This is a genomic window from Methylobacterium sp. (genome assembly GCF_028290105.1).
Lineage (GTDB): Bacteria > Pseudomonadota > Alphaproteobacteria > Rhizobiales > Beijerinckiaceae > Methylobacterium.
Map to the genome: position 1 here is coordinate 56,598 of NZ_JAQGKL010000037.1, position 16,842 is coordinate 73,439.

Genomic DNA, 16,842 nt, shown 5'->3' on the forward strand with positions numbered 1-16,842 from the left:
CCCGACCTCTAGCCTCGCAGAACTCAACCGCACGATCCGGGTTGACCGACACCGCCGGAGCCCCGGCGGACGCGTTCGGGGAGGCGAGGTGTGGGTGAGTGGCGTGCGTATCCCGGGGCGCTGGGTGAAACCTGCCTGCACCTGTGTGTCGACATGCAGCGCCTGTTCCGGGAGGAGACGGACTGGCACACGCCCTGGCTGGCGCGGGTGCTGCCGCGGGTGGAGCGCCTCGTGGCGGCGCACCCCGCCCGGACGATCCTCACCCGCTTCATCCCGGCGCAGCATCCCGGCGAGGGGCGGGGCACGTGGAGCGGCTATTCCCGGCGCTGGGCCTCGATGACGCTCGACCGGCTGGAACCGGGTCTGCTCGATCCCGTGCCCGAACTCGCGCGCTTCGTGCCGCCGGCCGAGACCTTCGACAAGGCGGTCTATTCGCCGTGGCTCGGCACCGACCTCGATGAACGTCTGCGGGCGCGCGGGATCGACACCCTGGTGGTGACGGGGGGGCGAGACCGAGGTCTGCGTGCTGGCGACCGTGCTCGGCGCCGTCGATCTCGGCTACCGGGTCTTTCTCGTCACCGACGCCCTGTGCAGTTCCTGCGACGCGGCCCACGACGCGCTGCTGACCATGTATCGCCGCCGCTACGGCCAGGAGGGCCACACGGTGACCGCCGAGGAGGTGCTCCTCGCCTGGACCTGATCAGGCGGACCGCGCCAGCAGGCGGCCGCCGGCGAGGCCGTTGGCCACGATGACGAGACCCACCACGACGAGGTGCAGGAGGAGATCGCTCGCCGTGGCGTCATGCGGGTGGAACGGCACCAGAAGCGCGGCGGCGGCGGCCGCCGCCGAGAGGCCCGCGAGCGCCGCCGTGAGGTTGGGGCGCAACGGACAGGCCCGTCGCAGCATCAGCACGAGCCCAAGGGAGAGGGGCATCGAGACCGCGAGCAGGAACACGAGGCATCCGCCGGCTTCGGCCCGTTCGGTGCCCGGCGCCACCCAGTCGCGCAGGCAGCCCATGCCGCTCGCCCCGATCCAGAGGGCGGCCGGCCCCAGGGGCAGCAGCGCCCAGCTCGGCGAGCGCCCGGGTACGCTGGTCTGGAAGGCGGCGAGCGCCGCCGTGAGGGCGGTGAGCACGGCGCCGAGGGCGGCGTAGCGCAGGTCGGGGATCGCCATGCGGATGCGCAGGGCGTCGAGGTCGGCGAACGGCAGCAGCGCGAGACCGAGGCCCATGGCCGCCGCGCACCAAGCGAGCGCCCGGAGGGAAGGCGCGCGCAGGCGTCGAACCGGCCGCAGGCCGCCCGAAAGGCTCTCGACCAGCCGGTCGTGCGGGGAGGTGTGGGCACCGTCAGACATCGCGTGTTCCTCCGTCGCGCCGACCGGGCCCGGCCTCCGAACCGCCCCCTGCTTCGGGTTCCGATCCGAGCGTCCGGCGCAGGGCCTTCAACGCCCGGTGCAGGTTCACCTTGAGGGCGCCCTTGCTGCGCCCCGTGAGGTGCGCGGTCTCGTCGAGGCTCCGCTCGCGCAGGGCCAGATGCTCCACCGCCTGGCGCTGCCCCTCGGGCAGGGCCGCCACGGCCCGCGCGAGGATGCGTGCCCGGTCGCGGGCCTCGAGGCCCTGGCCGGGCGCCGGCCCGTCGTCGGCCCGGGCCTCGTAGGCGATGGGGTCGTGAACCTCGCGGGGACGCCGGCCGGCCCGGCGCATCCCGTCGATGGCCCGACGCTGGGTGATGGCGCGCAGCCAGGGCAGGAAGGGCCGCGCCGGATCGTAGGTCGCCCGCGCCCGGTGGATCGTCAGCAGCACGTCCTGCACCACGTCGTCCACCGCCTCGGGCCGCACGCCCTGTGCCCGCGCCATCCCGGCCACCACCGGCAGGCAGGCGCGCAGCAGGCGGCGATAGGCTTGCGCGTCGCCCGCCTGCGCCGCCGCCATGGCGTCCGAGAGCGACCGGTCGAGGGTCATCCGACCCTCCGTCGAGGGGCGGATCGCGCCGCGCCACCCGGGCTCGCTCCCCGAGCGCGGCGCGATGGGGCCGTGTCCGGCCGAGAGCACAAAGGCCACCGTGCGGGCTCCCTGGTGCGAGGGGGCGGACCCCTCGTTCCAGGAGCATTCGTCCGGTCGGCCGCCAGGGTTACGGTGCGTGCGTGCGGGCCCTTCGGAAAGCCCCGTCTCATCCGGCGAGGCTGAAGCGGTCGACGTCGCGCAGGAGTTCGAGGAATGCGCGGGCGCCGTGATCGAGGGCGATGGCGCCGGCCTCCGCCGTGCCGAGGCGGGCATCGCCGATGGCCCCCGCTGGGTTGAGGTCTTCCGCCTTCCAGGCGAAGGCGGCGGGCCGGCCGGCCCGCAGATGCGTGAAGGTCCGGGTCATCGCCGCCGTGCGGGGGGTGAAATCCGCGATTTGCCCGAGCCGGACGAGGTCGGGACGCAGGGCCAGCATCAGGGCGGTCTCGATACCGCCGCCATGGATGCCGTGCCGGATCTCGTCCTCCGGAAACAGGCCATCGGGATAGCCGAAGCGGCTCCAGGCGGTGGTCACCGCCACCATGGCGTGGCGCCCGCGCAAATCGCCCGCGACGAGGTCGATGAGACCGCTGTTGCCGCCATGCGACGTGACGAGGACGAGCTTCCCGCAGCCCGCCCGATGGACGGCGTCGCCGAGGCCGGTCCAGGCCGCCAGAGCGGTCGCGGTGGAGAGCGTCAGGGTGCCGGGGAAACCGTCGTGCTCGTCGGACTTGCCGACCGCTTGGACGGGCAGGAGCAGGACGTCGAGGTCGTCGGCGGGGAGTGCGGCGAGGCGGGCGAGGTAGCCCTCGGCGATGAGGGTGTCGGTGGCGAGCGGCAGGTGCGGCCCGTGCTGCTCGATGGCCGCGACGGGCAGCACCGCGATGGCGCGCCGCATGTCGCGGGTCCGGAACGCATCCGTCGTCAACTCGGCCCAGTGGTGGATCGGCATCCCGGCGCTCCTGCGGCGGTCGCCCCGCCAGCGTCACCCTGGGTGCCACGGAAACCGTCCCCGATCCACATGGCCCCAGAGAAACCGGCCGGCGGGAGGGGGCCTCGAAACGCGAATGGCTGGAGCGCATCGACGCCCCGGCCATCCGTTGGAAACGAGGGAACGTCGCTCAGCCCGCGCGGCGCAGCAGCCAGCCGGCGCCGAAGGCAGCCACGGCCACCAGCAACAGGGTGGTTCCCTTGTTCTCGTCGGCCCGGTTGGCGACGGCGCGCCCCCGCCGCACGGCCTCGTCCTGGTAGGCCCGGCCCCGCTCCTGCAGGTCTCCCGCGAAGGCACGGCCCCGGTGGCGCGCCTCGTCCACGAGGTGCTCGCCGTCGCGCTGCAGGTCGTCGGCGGCATCGCGCGCCCGGCCGTAGGCATATTGCACGGCGCCGGCGGCCTGCTCGAAGGCACCCTCCGCCTGCGGTCGCACCCGTCCGGTCACGGCACCGAGGGCGGATTGCCCACGGCCCTTGATGTTGCGAAGCCCGCCCTCGATCTGGTCCCTGTTCATTGTCGTCATTCCTTGGGTTGCGCGCCCGCGTCGTGGAATCCGGTTCCATTGCCCTGGATCCGCGCCGTCTCGGGACGCTCGGTTCTGGCGGCGGGTCGGACCCGCCGTCGCGTCATGATCCGCGCCGCGCGATCCGTGAGATCGCGGGCGCATCGGTCGAACGGTCAGATCTTCTTGCGATCAGATCTTCTTGCGATCAGATCTTCTTGACGGCGTCGGCCGCGCTCTGGGCCGCGCCCTTGATGCCGTCCTTGGCGTCGCCGACGGTCTTCTGGGCTTCGCCCTTCAGCTCCTGGGCCTTGCCCTCGGCCTGCAGCTTCTCGTTGCCGGTGGCCGAACCGATGCCCTGCTTGATGTTGCCGACAGCCTCGTTGGCCAGACCCTTGATCTTGTCCGTCGTGCTGCTCATCAAACTCTCCGTGAAGCTGGTATCCCGCCCAAGGTCCGGTCGCGGAATGCAACCGGGCGTCGTCGGCCAAGCTGAACGGTGCAGCCGGCCGATTGTTCCATTTCCGACATTGCGGCCACCGGACCGAAGCGCATGTCCCATCCGAGGCGGCGTATTGCAGGCCGAGCTTTGCTGCGCTGCAAGAAGAGCGTCAGCGACGTCAGGTCGAAGACCAGCATTTCAAATTTTTTAGACCGACAACCCAAAAATTTTGCAGCTATCGCCAAGGCTTAGGCGAGTCCCTGCGGCTTGAATTCAAAATAATTGCCGATAGAACCGGAGGCCATAAACAAGACTTGAGCCGAGGAAGACGCCCATGACTGCGCGCATCGCTGCGCCTGCCGCCCCCGGGACGACGGCGCTCGCGTCCGCCGGGGTGGATTCGCCCCCGCTCGGTCGCTGGGGACAGCTCTTTCTCGGCGTCCTCTGCATGTCGATGATCGCCAACCTGCAATATGGCTGGACGCTGTTCGTCGATCCAATCCAGCAGAAGTTCGGCTGGGAGCGCACCGCGATCCAGTGGGCGTTCACGATCTTCGTGGTGATGGAAACCTGGCTCGTGCCGATCGAGGGCTGGTTCGTGGACCGGTACGGCCCGCGCCTGGTCACGATCTTCGGCGGCGCCCTCTGCGCGCTGGGCTGGGTCCTGAACTCCTACGCCGACAGCCTGACGGCGCTCTACGTGGCCGCCGCGATCAGCGGCATCGGCGCGGGCGCGGTCTACGGCACCTGCGTCGGCAACGCCCTGAAGTGGTTCCCCGACCGGCGCGGCTTCGCGGCCGGCCTCACCGCCGCCGGCTTCGGCGCCGGCTCGGCCCTGACCGTGATCCCGATCGCCAACATGATCCGGGATTCCGGCTACCAGCACACCTTCCTCGTCTTCGGCCTCGGCCAGGGCCTGATCGTCATGCTGGCCGCCCTGCTCCTCGTCTCGCCGAGCGCCGCCTTCAAGGACCGCATGCTGGCGGGTCGCACGGCCCTCGTGAACATCGTCACGCGCCGCCAGTATTCCACCGCCGAGATGGTGCGCACGCCCGTCTTCTGGCTGCTCTACCTCATGTTCGTGATGATGGCGGCCGGCGGCCTGATGGCGGCGGCCTCCCTCGCCCCCATCGCCAAGGACTTCAAGGTCGCGGGCGTGGACGTTTCGCTCATGGGCATCACCCTGCCGGCGCTGACCTTCGCGCTGACCATCGACCGGGTGCTCAACGGCGTGACGCGGCCCTTCTTCGGCTGGGTCTCGGACAAGATCGGCCGCGAGAACACCATGGTCATCGCCTTCATGATCGAGGGGGCCGGCATCCTGGCGCTCGGCATGTTCGCCCACATCCCGATGGCCTTCGTGCTGCTCACGGGCCTCGTGTTCTTCGCCTGGGGCGAGATCTACTCGCTGTTCCCCGCCACCTGCAGCGACACCTACGGTGACAAGAACGCGGCCGCCAACGCGGGCCTCCTCTACACCGCCAAGGGCACGGCCGCCCTGCTGCTGCCGATCCTCCTCACCATCCAGGCCAAGACCGGCACCTGGCAGACGGTGTTCTACGCCGCCTCCGGGATGGCCTTCCTGGCGGGCTTCCTCGCGCTCTTCGTTCTGAAGCCGATGCGCGCCCGGTTCATCGCCCGGAGCTGACCGACATGGCCCGCTGGCTTCGCTACATCCACGACGGCCGGGACGGCTTCGGCCGCCTCGACGGAGAGACCATCGCCGTCCACGCGGGCGACCTCTTCGCCGATCCGGTGCCCACGGGCGAGACGTTGCCCCTCTCAGAGGTCACCCTCGACCTGCCGTGCCGGCCCTCGAAGTACATCGCCCTGTGGAACAACTTCCATGCGGCGGCGGAGAAGCAGGGCCTGACCCGGCCCGAGACGCCCCTGTACTTCGTGAAGCCCGCGAGCTGCTATCTGCCGAGCGGGCAGACCGTCACGGCGCCCGAGGGCGTCGGTCGGCTCCTGTTCGAGGGGGAACTCGGGATCGTGATCGGAAAGCGCGGCCGCGACCTCACCCCCGAGGCGGCGGGCGCGCACATCTTCGGCTACACCTGCGTCAACGACGTCACGGCTCTCGAGGCGCTCAAGGCCGATCCGAGCTTCGTCCACTGGACCCGGTCCAAGGGCTTCGACGGTTTCGGGCCCTTCGGTCCGGTGATCGCCACCGACATCGATCCCGAGGCACTGGACGTGGCCGTGCGCGTCAACGGGCGCGAGCGCCAGCGCTATCCGCTCGCCGACATGATGCTGAAGCCCGCCGAACTCGTGGCCCTGCTCTCCCGGGGCATGACGTTGGAGCCCGGCGACCTCATCGCCTGCGGAACCTCCGTGGGGGCGGGCCCGATCCCCAAGGGGGCGACGGTCGAGGTGGAAATCGCCGGCATCGGCGTCTTGTCGAACGGATTTTCGTGAGCCCTCCGCCCGTCAACGAACCGGACGCGACCCGAACCGCTTCAGGGACACCAGCAAGGACACCAGTATGAGCATCGCGATCGTCGGCGCCGGCGCCATCGGAGGATTTCTCGGCGTGCGCCTCGCCCATGCGGGCGAGGACGTCACCTTCATCGCCCGCGGCGCCAACCTCGACGCCATCCAGCGGAACGGCATGCGCCTGATCGAGGAGAACGGCTCCGAGATCCACGTGACCAACCTCAAGGCCACCAAGTCGATGGCCGAGGCGGGGCCGCACGACATCGTGCTCCTCACCGTGAAGGCGCACCAGGTCGGGCCGATCGCGGCCGACCTCCACCACCTCGTCGGCCCCGAGACCATCGTGGTGACGATGCAGAACGGCATTCCGTGGTGGTACTTTTCCGGTGGCCACGGCGGTGATCTCACCGGCACGCATCTCGAGACCGCCGATCCGGGCGGGCTCATCGCCAAGCACCTCGACCCGAAGCACGTCATCGGCTCGGTGGTCTACCCGGCCGCCGTCCTCACCGAGCCCGGAATCGTCCAGGTGGTGGAAGGCCATCGCTTCGGTCTCGGCGAACTCGACGGTTCGATGTCCCCGCGCGTCCAGGCCCTGGCCCAGACCCTGATCAAGGCGGGCTTCCGCGCGCCGGTGACCAGCGACATCCGGGCGGAGATCTGGCTCAAGCTCTGGGGCAACCTCAGCTTCAACCCGATCTCGGCGCTCAGCCACGCGACACTGGTGGACATCTGCCAGTTCCCCGAGACCCGGACGCTCGCCGCCGACATGATGCGGGAGGCGCAAGACATCGCGAACCGCCTCGGCGTCACCTTCAAGCTCGGCATCGAGCGGCGCATCGCGGGCGCCGAGAAGGTCGGCGCGCACAAGACCTCGATGCTGCAGGACGTGGAGGCCGGGCGGCCCATCGAACTCGAGGCCCTGGTCGGCTCGATCATCGAGCTCGGGCGCCTCACCGACACCCCGACCCCGCATATCGGCACCGTCTACGCCCTGATGCGCCTCCTCTCCCAGAGCCTGGAGCGGGCGCAGGGGCGCCTCTCCATCACGCCGGCCTGAGCCCCAACATTCGAGGACGATGACCATGGCCGAGACTTCACCGCCCATTCCCGCCGCCACCACCCTCCACGCCCTGATCCAGGCCGGCGCCGACGACGCCACCGCCCTGTCGAGCCCCGGCGGCGTGCCGCTGACCTTCGGCCAGCTCCGCGCGCTCACCGAACGGACCATCGCGGACCTGAACGCGCAGGGCATCGGCCGGGGCGACCGGGTCGCCATCGTCCTCGACAACGGGCCGGAAATGGCGGCGGCCTTCATCGCTATCGCGGCGGGCACCACCTCGGCGCCGCTGAACCCGAGCTACAAGGCCGACGAGTTCACGTTCTACCTCACCGACCTCAACGCCAAGCTGCTCGTGGTCGCGGAAGGCTCGGAGAGCCCGGCGGTCGCGGTCGCCGAACGCCTCGGCGTGCCGGTGGTGCGCCTGGTGCCGACCCCGGAGGCGGGGGCCGGCAGCTTCACCCTGTCCTTCAACGGGGCCGGTGCGGCGCCCGCCCGGAACGGCGGCCCGGCGCACGCCGACGACATCGGCCTCGTGCTGCACACCTCGGGCACCACCTCGCGCCCCAAGATCGTGCCCCTGAAGCAGTCGAATGTCTGCGCCTCGGCGCGCAACATCCGCAACACCCTGGCCTTCACGGCGCAGGATCGCGGCCTCAACATCATGCCGCTGTTTCACATCCACGGGCTCATCGCCGGCATCCTGGCCCCGCTCTCTGGGGGCGGTCAGGTCTCCTGCACGCCGGGCTTCAACGCCCTGAAGTTCTTCGGCTGGATGAGCGAAGTCCGCCCGACCTGGTACACGGCGGTGCCGACCATGCATCAGGCGATCCTGGGGCGGGCCACCCGCAACCGGGAGATCATCGAGGCCAACCCCTTGCGCTTCATCCGCTCCTCGTCCTCCTCCATGCCCCCGCAGGTAATGAAGGAGATCGAGGCGGCGTTCGGAGCGCCCTTGATCGAGGCCTACGGCATGACGGAGGCCTCCCACCAGATGGCCTCCAACCCGCTGCCGCCGCGCCCGCACTACGCTGGCTCGGTCGGTCTGGCGGCGGGCCCCGAGATCGCCATCGTGGACGAGGACGGCGAACCCCTGCCCGCCGGCGAGACTGGCGAGATCGTCATCCGCGGCGACAACGTGATGTCGGGCTACGAGAACAACGACAAGGCCAATGCCGAGGCCTTCACCCGGCAGGGCTGGTTCCGCACCGGCGACCAGGGCACGCTCTCGCCCGAGGGCTACCTCGCGATCACCGGGCGCCTCAAGGAGATCATCAACCGGGGGGGCGAGAAGATCTCGCCGCGCGAGGTCGACGAGATCCTCATGGACCACCCGGCGGTGTCGCAATGCGTCACCTTCGCGATGCCGCACGACAAGCTCGGCGAGGACGTCTGCGCGGCCATCGTCCTGCGCGAGGGTCAGCACCTGGCCGAGAAAGAGCTGCGCAGCTTCGCCTCGGAGCGGCTCGCCGCCTTCAAGGTGCCGGCCAAGATCATGATCCTCGACGAGATCCCCAAGGGCGCCACCGGCAAGCTCCAGCGGATCGGCCTGGCGCAGAAGCTCGGGCTGGTGTGATCGGGTAAACTGCCGCGACAGGCCCCCTTTCCATCCACGAAAGAGGGCCTGTCGCGCGCGATCATGCCGGCGCGATCCGCGAAGCCCTCACGCCTGCGGCGGGATCACCAGCGAGAAATGCGCGCCCTGGACGTCCGGGGCGACGCGCAGGCTCCCGCCGAGCTGGCGGGCGAGGCTGTTGATGATGCGCATGCCGAGGCTGGCGCTGCGGGCGGCGGTGGGATCGAACCCCTCCGGCAGTCCGGCGCCGTCATCCGCGACACCGACGACGAGGCCGCCCGCGTCGTCGGGCCGGGCCTCGACGCGGATCTCGCCCTCACCCTCGCCGTAGGCGTACTTGATGGCGTTGGTGACGAGTTCGTTGACGAAGAGCCCGAGCGGGATCGCGAGGTCGGCGGGGATGTCCATCCGGGTTGCCCGACAGACGAGGCGATGGCGCGGGGCGCTCTCCCGCAGCTTGGCGCAGAGCGCCTCGAGAAAGCCCGCGACGTCGATCGCCTCCAGGCTCGGCTGGCGCCAGAGCTGGTCGTGGACCTGGGCCACCGCTTCGACCCGCGTGCGGGCATCCGCAAGGGCATTCTTCACGTCGGCGTTGTCCGAGCCCCGGGCCTGGAGCCCGAGGAAGCCCGCCACCACCGCCAGGCTGTTCTTCACCCGGTGGCTCATCTCGCGCGACAGCAATTCCTGTCGCTCCAAGGCCGCCTTCAGCCGCGCCTCGGCCCGCTGACGCTCGATGGCGCCGCCGACGAGGTTGGCAAAGCCCTGCATGAAAGCGATGTCGGCCTCCTCGAACTGGCCCTCGCGGGTGTCGTCCACCTCCAGCACGCCGTAATTGCCGTCGCGGTTGGCGATCAGCACGTTGATCGCCCGGCGGATGCCGTGGTCGGCCATGAGCTTCGGGGTGCGAAAGCGCGTCTCGTTCTCGAGGTGGTTCGAGATCACGGGGCGGCCGGTCTTGAGGGCGTAGCCAGCGGGTGAGGCGAGGTCGGCGCCGATGATCGTGGTGCCCACCGTATCCGCCGCCCAGCCGATTCCCGCGCAGACGAGGAGGCAATCCTGGTGCGGCTTGTATTCGAGCGCCTTGCAGAACTCGGCCTCCATGCCCTCGGCACAGAGTTCGGTGGCGCGCTGGAGCAGGGGCAGCAACTCGGTGGCGCGCAGGGCCTCCACCCCGAAATCGGAGAGGATCGCCTGCTGCCGGAGGCGGATCGCCAGGGCCTTCGGCGCGAGGTCGGTCATCGCAACGCTACGCTTCTCGGGTTCGGCGGCGGCCCGTTCGCCCGCCGCACTCGCCCCTTTTGCGACAGCCCACGCGCCGGTCGCAAGTCCCTGCGGCCAGGGTTGAGCGAGGTTTGATGCGCCCGCCCCGCGCTCAGATCTCGATCTCGGTGCCGACTTCCACGAGCTGGCGCGTCGGCACGCAGAAATGGGCGCCCGTGCGCTCGGCGTTGCGCAGCAGGAAGGCGTAGATCTCCTCCCGCCAGGTGGCCATGCCGCGATGGTCGCTCTTCGGAATGATGGTCTCGTGGCCGATGAAGATCGTGAGATCGTCCAGGCATTCCGGCGGCAGGCGCTGGGACTCCACCGCGCAGCGCAGGCCGTCCGGCACAGAGGCGTCCTCCATGAAGCCGTAGCGCAGGATCACCCGGGTGATGTCCGGCGTGATCGTGATGACCTCGGCGCGCCGCTCGCGCGGCACCGTGGGTTCCTCCTCGTAGCGTGCGGTGACGATGAGGATGCGCTTGTGCAGCGCGTGGCTGCGGGCGACGAAGCGCGACAGGTGCAGCGGAACGGCACTGGTGGCCGAGGACAGGAAGGCGGCGTTGCCCGGCAGGACGATCGGCGGATCGCGCCGGAGCTGGGCCAGGAATTCATCCTCCGGCTGGCGCAGGGAGACCCGCGCCGCTTCCACGAGTTCGTTGCCCTTGCGCCAGGTCAGCATCAGGAACGCGACGAGACCGGCGAGCAGCAGCGGAAACCAGCCGCCCTCCAGCAGCTTCACGCTGTTGGCGCCGAGGAACACCAGGTCGATGGCCAGGAAGAAGCCGTTGACCGCCAGGACCGCCACCGGGTTGTAGCCCCATTTCAGCGCCACCAGGGCGGCGAGGAGGGTGGTGATCGCCATCAGTGAGGCCACCGCGATGCCGTAGGCGCCGGCCAGGGCATCCGACGAGCCGAAGATCACCACCGCGCTCAAGGTGGCGGCGGCGAGCAGCCAGTTCACCATCGGCACGTAGATCTGCCCGCGCTCGTGCCGGGCGGTGTGGACCACCCGCATCGGCGGCAGGAAGCCGAGCTGGATCGATTGCTGGGTCAGCGAGAAGGCGCCCGAGATGATCGATTGCGAGGCGATGACGGTGGCGAGCGTCGCCAACCCGATCAGCGGGTAATGCGCCCAGTCGGGGCTTAGGCGGTAGAACGGGTTCTCGATGGCGTCGGGCTCGACCAGCAGCAGCGCGCCCTGTCCGAAGTAATGGATCACCAGGGCGGGCAGCACGAGGCCGAACCATGAGGCGCGGATCGGCCCAGCCCCGAAATGCCCCAGATCGGCATACATCGCTTCGCCGCCGGTGACCGCGAGGAAGGCGGCACCCAGCATGGCGAAGCTGACGTGCCAGCCCGCATGGGTCAGGAATTCGACGGCCCTCAGCGGGTTGAGCGCGGCCAGGATCTGCGGCGCGTGCCAGATGCCACCGAGACCCAGCAGCGCCAGCACGACGAACCAGACGAGCATCACCGGCCCGAAGATGCGTCCGATGAAGGCGACGCCTCGGCTCTGGACGAGGAACAGCCCGACCAGGATCGCGATGGTGATCGGCACCACGAAGCGCGACAGGGCGGGCGCCTCGACCTTCAGGCCCTCCACGGCGCTGAGCACCGAGATAGCCGGCGTGATGGCGCCGTCGCCGTAGAGGAGTGCCGCGCCGATCAGGCCGACCACGAGGAGTACGCCGGTCCAGGAGCCGGGCTTGGCATGGCGGGCGCCGAGCAGCGCCAGCATCGCCACGATGCCGCCCTCGCCGCGATTGTCGGCGCGCAGGATCAGGACCGCGTACTTGATCGACACGATGAGGATCAGCGACCACAGGATCAGCGACACAGCCCCCGTGACCGCGATGGAGGTCGGGGGCGCACCCGCGCTGGCGGCGCGCACGGCTTCCTTGAAAGCGTAGAGCGGGGAGGTGCCGATATCGCCGTAGACGATGCCGAGCGCCCCCAGCATCACCGCGGGGCGCAAGGCCCCATGCTGGGTTTGGGATTCCTCGTCGGCCACGTGCGCGCTCTCCGGCAACGGCGATGATTCGCTTCTCTCGCAGGCGAGGTAGGCCGCGCGACCTTGACCGTCCAGGGGTGGGCCGCGCATCCCGTCCGAAGGACGAGCCGATCCGTCAAAGAAGGTCCGCGAGGGTCTCCGGGCACGCGCCGTCCCGTGCGATCACGTGGGCCGGTGTCCCCCCGTGCCGGACGATCGCGGCGGCGACGGTCTCGGGCGGCGTCGGGGCCTTCGGGCTCTCGCAGACGACGATGCCGAGGAGCGGAACGCCATGCGCCCGCAGGGTCTCGATCGCGGTGAGCGCGTGACTGATCGCGCCGAGATAGGAGCCCGAGACGAGGAGAGCCGGCAGGCCGAGCGCCTCGAGCCAGTCGAGGCCGGTGGCCTCCGGGGTGACCGGGCTCATCAGGCCGCCGACGCCCTCGATCAGCAGCGTGGCGCCGGGGGGCGTCGCGGCGATCTCCGCGCGGCACCAGCCGACGAGATCGCACAGGGCCAGGGATCGCCCCTCGCGCGCCGCGGCGAGATCGGGACTCAAGGGAGCGGCGAAGCGCCAGGGCGAGCAGGCCGCGACCGTGGCGGACGTCACCGGCAGGCCCTGTGCGGCGAGGAGCCGGGCGGTGTCGCTCTCGGCGAATCCGGGGTCGCCGAGGGCGGGCACGCCGCTCGCCAGGGGCTTCAGGGTGCGCACGGCCCGACCCGCGTCCCGCAGGCGCCGCGTCAGGGCGGCGGTGACGTAGGTCTTGCCGATCTCGGTGCCCGCCCCGGCGACGAAGATGGCGCTGGAGCGGCTCACGTCGCGACGCGGCTCACTTCTCCACAAACGCCTTCTCGATGACGTAGTGGCCGGCCTCGCCGTGATTGCCCTCCTCGTAGCCGCCCTCGGTGAGGAGCTGGCGCGTGTCGCGGATCATGTCCGGCGAGCCGCAGAGCATGAAGCGGTCGTTCTCGATGGACATCGGCGGCAGACCGATATCCTCGAACAGCTTGCCCGAGGTCATGAGGTCGGTGATGCGGCCGCGGTTGCGGAAGGGCTCGCGGGTGACGGTGGGGTAATAGATCAGGCCGGCGCTGATGACCTCGCCGAGGAACTCGTGGTTGGGCAGGTCCTGCGTGATGGTCTCGCCATAGGCGAGTTCCTGTACCTGCCGGCAGCCATGGACGAGCACGACCTTCTCGAAGCGATCGTAGGTCTCCGGATCCTTGATGATCGACATGAACGGCGCGAGCCCCGTGCCGGTACCGAGCAGGTAGAGGTGCTTGCCCGCCATCAGGTTGTCGAGCACCAGGGTGCCGGTGGGCTTCTTGCCGATGATGATCGGGTCACCGACCTTGAGGTGCTGCAGCTTCGAGGTGAGGGGCCCGTTCGGCACCTTGATCGAGAAGAACTCCAGTTCCTCCTCGTAATTGGCGGAGACGACGCTGTAGGCGCGCAGCAGCGGACGGCCCTCGACCTCGAGGCCCATCATCACGAACTCGCCGTTGCGGAAGCGGAAGGCGGGGTCACGGGTGGTGCGAAAGGAGAACAGCGTGTCCGTCCAGTGATGGACGCTGAGCACACGCTCCTCGTTGAACTTACTCATCGACGCAGGCTTCCCCGAATCCGGATCATTTTGCCGCCTTTTCGCAGGTGCAGCACCCCGGTTCAAGCCACGCTGATGTCCCAGCGGCCGTGTCGTCCGCGCAGGGCAAAGAAGCCTGCGCGCCCTGCGCTGTCCCAGCGAGATCACCCGAAATCAGACCTAGGTTCGAGAAACCGCCATTTTTCAACCTGAGGATGATTTTTGGCTGGAAAAACCAATATATCTAAGCTTACGGTAGCGTCCGGTGGCGCCGCAGACGTGGATCCTGCGGAACTGCAAATCATCATTCATCGAACGACCTGGAGGGGATCATGGCGATCAACCTGTCGATTCCGCTTGCGTGGACGAAGGCCGGTGCGGACGAACTGAACATGCTTCAGTGCCTCCAGGGCAACATCCTCAAAGGGCATGGCCGGCGTTTCACCGCGAACCTGTTCTTCCGGTTGGACCCCGCCAAAACCCTGCGCTCCCGCCGGATGCTGCGCGATCTCGCCAACTTCCACATCTCCAGCGCCTATCGCCAACTCCTCGACGCGCAACGCTTCAAGGAAACCGGGCAAGGGGCCGGTCCGTTCGTGCATCTGGCCCTCGCGGCCAAGGGCTATCAGGCGCTCGGGCTCGCCTCCTCCGCCCCGACCGACCCGGATTTCCGGGCCGGCATGAAGGCACCGGCCAGCCTCGCCGCGCTCCACGACCCCGCCGTCTCGGATTGGGAGCCCCCGTTCCAGCAGGAGATCCACGGCGTCGTCCTCGCCGCCGAGGAGACCGCGAGCCTTCTCGGCGCCCTTGCCCTGTCGTTGCGGGAACTGGTCGAGGATGGCGGCGGCACGGTGGCCTTCGTTCAGCACGGCGCGAGCCTGTTCAACGCCGCAGGCGAGGGCATCGAGCATTTCGGCTATGTCGACGGGCGCAGCCAGCCGTTGCTCCTGCAGGAGGATATCGACACGGAGACGGCCGAGGCCGGTTCCTCGCGCTGGAACCCCGCCTTCCCCCCTGGCGACCGCCCTGGTGAAGGATCCGGGCACGACCGATGCGGTGAGCTTTGGAAGCTACTTCGTGTTCCGAAAGCTCGAACAGGCGGTCAGGGCCTTCAAGACCCGCGAGCAGGCGATCGCGGATCGCCTCGGGCTGGCCGGGCCGGAGCGTGAACGCGCGGGCGCGATGATCGTCGGGCGCTTCGAGGACGGAACGCCCGTGACCCTGTCGCGCACGGCGCGCAGCGCCGCCCCGCCGAACAACTTCAACTACACGAACGATCCGGGTACGCGCTGTCCCCTGCACGGGCACATCCGCAAGACCAACCCGCGCGGCAGCGGCGGCGCCGAGCCGGAAATGGCCGAGCGCGCCCACCTGATGGTGCGTCGGGGCATTCCCTTCGAGGACGTCAAGCGCGCCGTCCTGCCCTCCGAACTGCCGGATGCCGACACCATGGCGGCGTTCCTGGAGAAGGTCGCGCCCCTCCTGCCGGAGCGCGGCGTCGGCCTGCTGTTCATGGCGTACAACCACTCGATCGGAGAACAATTCCGGTTCACCCAGCAGATCTGGGCCAACAACACGAACTTCCCGACCAAACCCGTCGGCGCGCACGGCCTCGATCCGGTCATCGGACAGGGCGCGAACAGGCCGGGCGAGCAGAAGCTCCCCAAGGCCTGGGACGATGCCACGGCGGGGACGCTCGACACCGAGCCGTTCGGCGGGTTCGTGGCGATGAAGGGCGGCGAGTACTTCTTCTCGCCGAGCCTGACCTTCCTGCTGAACCTGTAGCGGCCCCGACCGATCCGGCCGGGGGCCGCTCAGAGCGGCTTCAAGCCGGCCTCGATCTCGGCGCGACGGCCCTCCAGGAACGGCGGCAGGGCGAGGCGCTCGCCCAGCGTCTCCATCGGCTCGTCCGTGGCGAAGCCGGGCCCGTCGGTGGCGATCTCGAACAGGATGCCGTTGGGCTCGCGGAAGTAGAGGCTCTGGAAGTAGTAGCGGTCCACCGGCCCGCTCGTGGGCATGCGGCGCTGCTTCAGGCGATCGGCCCAGGCCTCGTAATCCGCATCCGGGATGCGGAAGGCGACATGGTGCACGCCGCCCGCGCCCTGGCGCGCGGGGGCGGCGTTCGGGTCGGCCAGGAGGTGGAGTTCGGCGGCGGGACCACCCGCGCCCATGCGGTAGACGCGGATTTCGCCTTCGGGCAGCGCGTAATTCCGGTCGTGGCTCATGCCGAGCACCTGCGTGAGCACGGCCTCCGTGCGGCCGATCTCGGCGACGCTGAGCCGGATCGGGCCGAGGCCGCGGATCTGGTGCTCGACCGGGACCGGGCTCTGCGCCCATGGGTGGGCCTCGCCGATTCCGCCGTCGTCGACCAGCATCAGGCGCTGGCCCTCGCCATCTTCGAAATCGAGGGTCAGGCGCCCGTCGCACTCCGCCGGCACGGCGTGGGTCACGCCCTGGCGTGCGAAGTGTTCGCGCCACCACGCGATGGCCGCGAGGCCGGACACCCGCAGGCCCGTGCGGCTGATGCTGTTGGTGCCGCGCCGCTCGCGCGGCGCCGGCCAGTCGAAGAAGGTCATGTCCGTGCCGGGGGAGGCGAGGCCGTCGGCATAGAACAAGTGGTAGGCGGACACGTCGTCCTGGTTCACCGTCTTCTTCACCAGCCGCAGGCCGAGGATGCGCGTGTAGAAGGCCAGATTGTCGGCGGCCTGCGCGGTGATGGCGGTGAGGTGGTGAATTCCGGTGAGCTGCATCGCGGATGTCCCTGGTGTCGTTGGCCCCCGAGCCTCAGATGAGGTCGCGGCTCGGAATGACAAAGCGGTGCGCGCCCCTGGCCTCCCATCGCCTCCGCGATAGCTGGTGCTCCGACGCGACCTCGGGACTGGAACCCGCCCGATGCCGCACGTCCTCTACATGGAAGCGTCCCCGCGCAAGCCGCGTTCCGCCTCGATCGAGGTGGCGAAGGCCTTCCTCGACGCCTGATGTTCGACGAACCCTGGGGG

General features: G+C 69.6%; 17 protein-coding genes and 1 pseudogene. 8 read left to right on the forward strand and 10 right to left on the reverse strand.

Annotated features, from left to right (window positions below):
* Positions 1-153 precede the first annotated feature (153 nt).
* A pseudogene (locus tag JWQ05_RS02815) lies at positions 154-700 on the forward strand (isochorismatase family cysteine hydrolase).
* Here the strand turns inward: JWQ05_RS02815 and JWQ05_RS02820 are convergent.
* The 5 genes from JWQ05_RS02820 to JWQ05_RS02840 all read right to left on the reverse strand — a co-directional run bounded on the left by JWQ05_RS02820 (position 701) and on the right by JWQ05_RS02840 (position 3,914).
* A complete protein-coding gene (locus JWQ05_RS02820) occupies positions 701-1,354 on the reverse strand; it encodes an NrsF family protein (RefSeq protein WP_299654120.1) in 654 nt (217 codons plus the stop codon). It lies immediately after the preceding pseudogene.
* Complete coding sequence (locus tag JWQ05_RS02825) at positions 1,347-1,961, reverse strand: sigma-70 family RNA polymerase sigma factor (RefSeq protein ID WP_299654123.1); 615 nt, start codon at positions 1,959-1,961, stop codon at positions 1,347-1,349. The genes JWQ05_RS02820 and JWQ05_RS02825 overlap by 8 nt, the downstream gene beginning before the upstream one ends.
* A gap of 208 nt (positions 1,962-2,169) precedes the next feature.
* Positions 2,170-2,952: a creatininase family protein gene (locus tag JWQ05_RS02830; protein WP_299654126.1), complete on the reverse strand. Its 783-nt coding sequence runs from the start codon at positions 2,950-2,952 to the stop codon at positions 2,170-2,172.
* 169 nt (positions 2,953-3,121) lie between these two features.
* Positions 3,122-3,505 carry a CsbD family protein gene (locus JWQ05_RS02835; RefSeq protein WP_299654130.1) on the reverse strand — a complete coding sequence of 128 codons (384 nt, stop codon included), beginning with the start codon at positions 3,503-3,505 and terminating at the stop codon, positions 3,122-3,124.
* A gap of 196 nt (positions 3,506-3,701) precedes the next feature.
* Entirely contained in the window at positions 3,702-3,914 is a 213-nt protein-coding gene (locus JWQ05_RS02840; RefSeq protein WP_055946396.1) for a CsbD family protein, read from the reverse strand.
* 355 nt (positions 3,915-4,269) lie between these two features.
* On the opposite strand from JWQ05_RS02840, the gene oxlT reads away from it, so the two are divergent.
* The 4 genes from oxlT to JWQ05_RS02860 all read left to right on the forward strand — a co-directional run bounded on the left by oxlT (position 4,270) and on the right by JWQ05_RS02860 (position 9,007).
* Positions 4,270-5,583: an oxalate/formate MFS antiporter gene (oxlT, locus tag JWQ05_RS02845; RefSeq protein ID WP_299654145.1), complete on the forward strand. Its 1,314-nt coding sequence runs from the start codon at positions 4,270-4,272 to the stop codon at positions 5,581-5,583.
* 5 nt (positions 5,584-5,588) lie between these two features.
* Positions 5,589-6,353: a fumarylacetoacetate hydrolase family protein gene (locus JWQ05_RS02850; protein WP_299654148.1), complete on the forward strand. Its 765-nt coding sequence runs from the start codon at positions 5,589-5,591 to the stop codon at positions 6,351-6,353.
* Between the two features lie 67 nt (positions 6,354-6,420).
* Positions 6,421-7,431, forward strand: coding sequence for a 2-dehydropantoate 2-reductase (locus JWQ05_RS02855; protein ID WP_299654151.1), 1,011 nt, complete (start codon positions 6,421-6,423; stop codon positions 7,429-7,431).
* A 19-nt stretch (positions 7,432-7,450) separates the two neighbouring features.
* The gene (locus JWQ05_RS02860; RefSeq protein WP_299654154.1) at positions 7,451-9,007 is read left to right on the forward strand and encodes an acyl--CoA ligase; all 1,557 of its coding nucleotides are present in this window, start codon (positions 7,451-7,453) and stop codon (positions 9,005-9,007) included.
* Between the two features lie 87 nt (positions 9,008-9,094).
* On the opposite strand, the gene JWQ05_RS02865 is transcribed toward JWQ05_RS02860, so the two are convergent.
* From JWQ05_RS02865 to JWQ05_RS02880, 4 genes are all read right to left on the reverse strand, one after another.
* Positions 9,095-10,246, reverse strand: a complete 1,152-nt coding sequence (locus JWQ05_RS02865) for a histidine kinase dimerization/phosphoacceptor domain -containing protein (RefSeq protein ID WP_299654158.1) — start codon at positions 10,244-10,246, stop codon at positions 9,095-9,097.
* Positions 10,247-10,379: 133 nt separating this feature from the next.
* On the reverse strand, positions 10,380-12,230 hold the full coding sequence (locus JWQ05_RS02870; protein WP_299654274.1) for a potassium transporter Kup: 1,851 nt from the start codon (positions 12,228-12,230) through the stop codon (positions 10,380-10,382).
* Positions 12,231-12,396: 166 nt separating this feature from the next.
* Positions 12,397-13,077 (reverse strand): dethiobiotin synthase, encoded by a 681-nt coding sequence (gene bioD / locus JWQ05_RS02875; RefSeq protein WP_299654162.1) that lies wholly within the window; start codon positions 13,075-13,077, stop codon positions 12,397-12,399.
* A gap of 13 nt (positions 13,078-13,090) precedes the next feature.
* Positions 13,091-13,864 carry a ferredoxin--NADP reductase gene (locus JWQ05_RS02880; protein ID WP_299654166.1) on the reverse strand — a complete coding sequence of 258 codons (774 nt, stop codon included), beginning with the start codon at positions 13,862-13,864 and terminating at the stop codon, positions 13,091-13,093.
* Between the two features lie 311 nt (positions 13,865-14,175).
* On the opposite strand from JWQ05_RS02880, the gene JWQ05_RS02885 reads away from it, so the two are divergent.
* The gene (locus JWQ05_RS02885; RefSeq protein ID WP_299654169.1) at positions 14,176-15,012 is read left to right on the forward strand and encodes a hypothetical protein; all 837 of its coding nucleotides are present in this window, start codon (positions 14,176-14,178) and stop codon (positions 15,010-15,012) included.
* On the forward strand, positions 14,921-15,628 hold the full coding sequence (locus JWQ05_RS02890; RefSeq protein ID WP_299654172.1) for a hypothetical protein: 708 nt from the start codon (positions 14,921-14,923) through the stop codon (positions 15,626-15,628). Before JWQ05_RS02885 ends, JWQ05_RS02890 begins: the two co-directional genes overlap by 92 nt.
* A 29-nt stretch (positions 15,629-15,657) precedes the next feature.
* Here the strand turns inward: JWQ05_RS02890 and JWQ05_RS02895 are convergent, their stop codons facing one another.
* The gene (locus tag JWQ05_RS02895) at positions 15,658-16,593 is read right to left on the reverse strand and encodes a ring-cleaving dioxygenase (protein WP_299654175.1); all 936 of its coding nucleotides are present in this window, start codon (positions 16,591-16,593) and stop codon (positions 15,658-15,660) included.
* 106 nt (positions 16,594-16,699) lie between these two features.
* Here JWQ05_RS02895 and JWQ05_RS02900 point away from each other — a divergent pair, with 106 nt between their 5' ends.
* Positions 16,700-16,822 (forward strand): hypothetical protein, encoded by a 123-nt coding sequence (locus tag JWQ05_RS02900; protein ID WP_299654178.1) that lies wholly within the window; start codon positions 16,700-16,702, stop codon positions 16,820-16,822.
* Positions 16,823-16,842 lie beyond the last annotated feature (20 nt).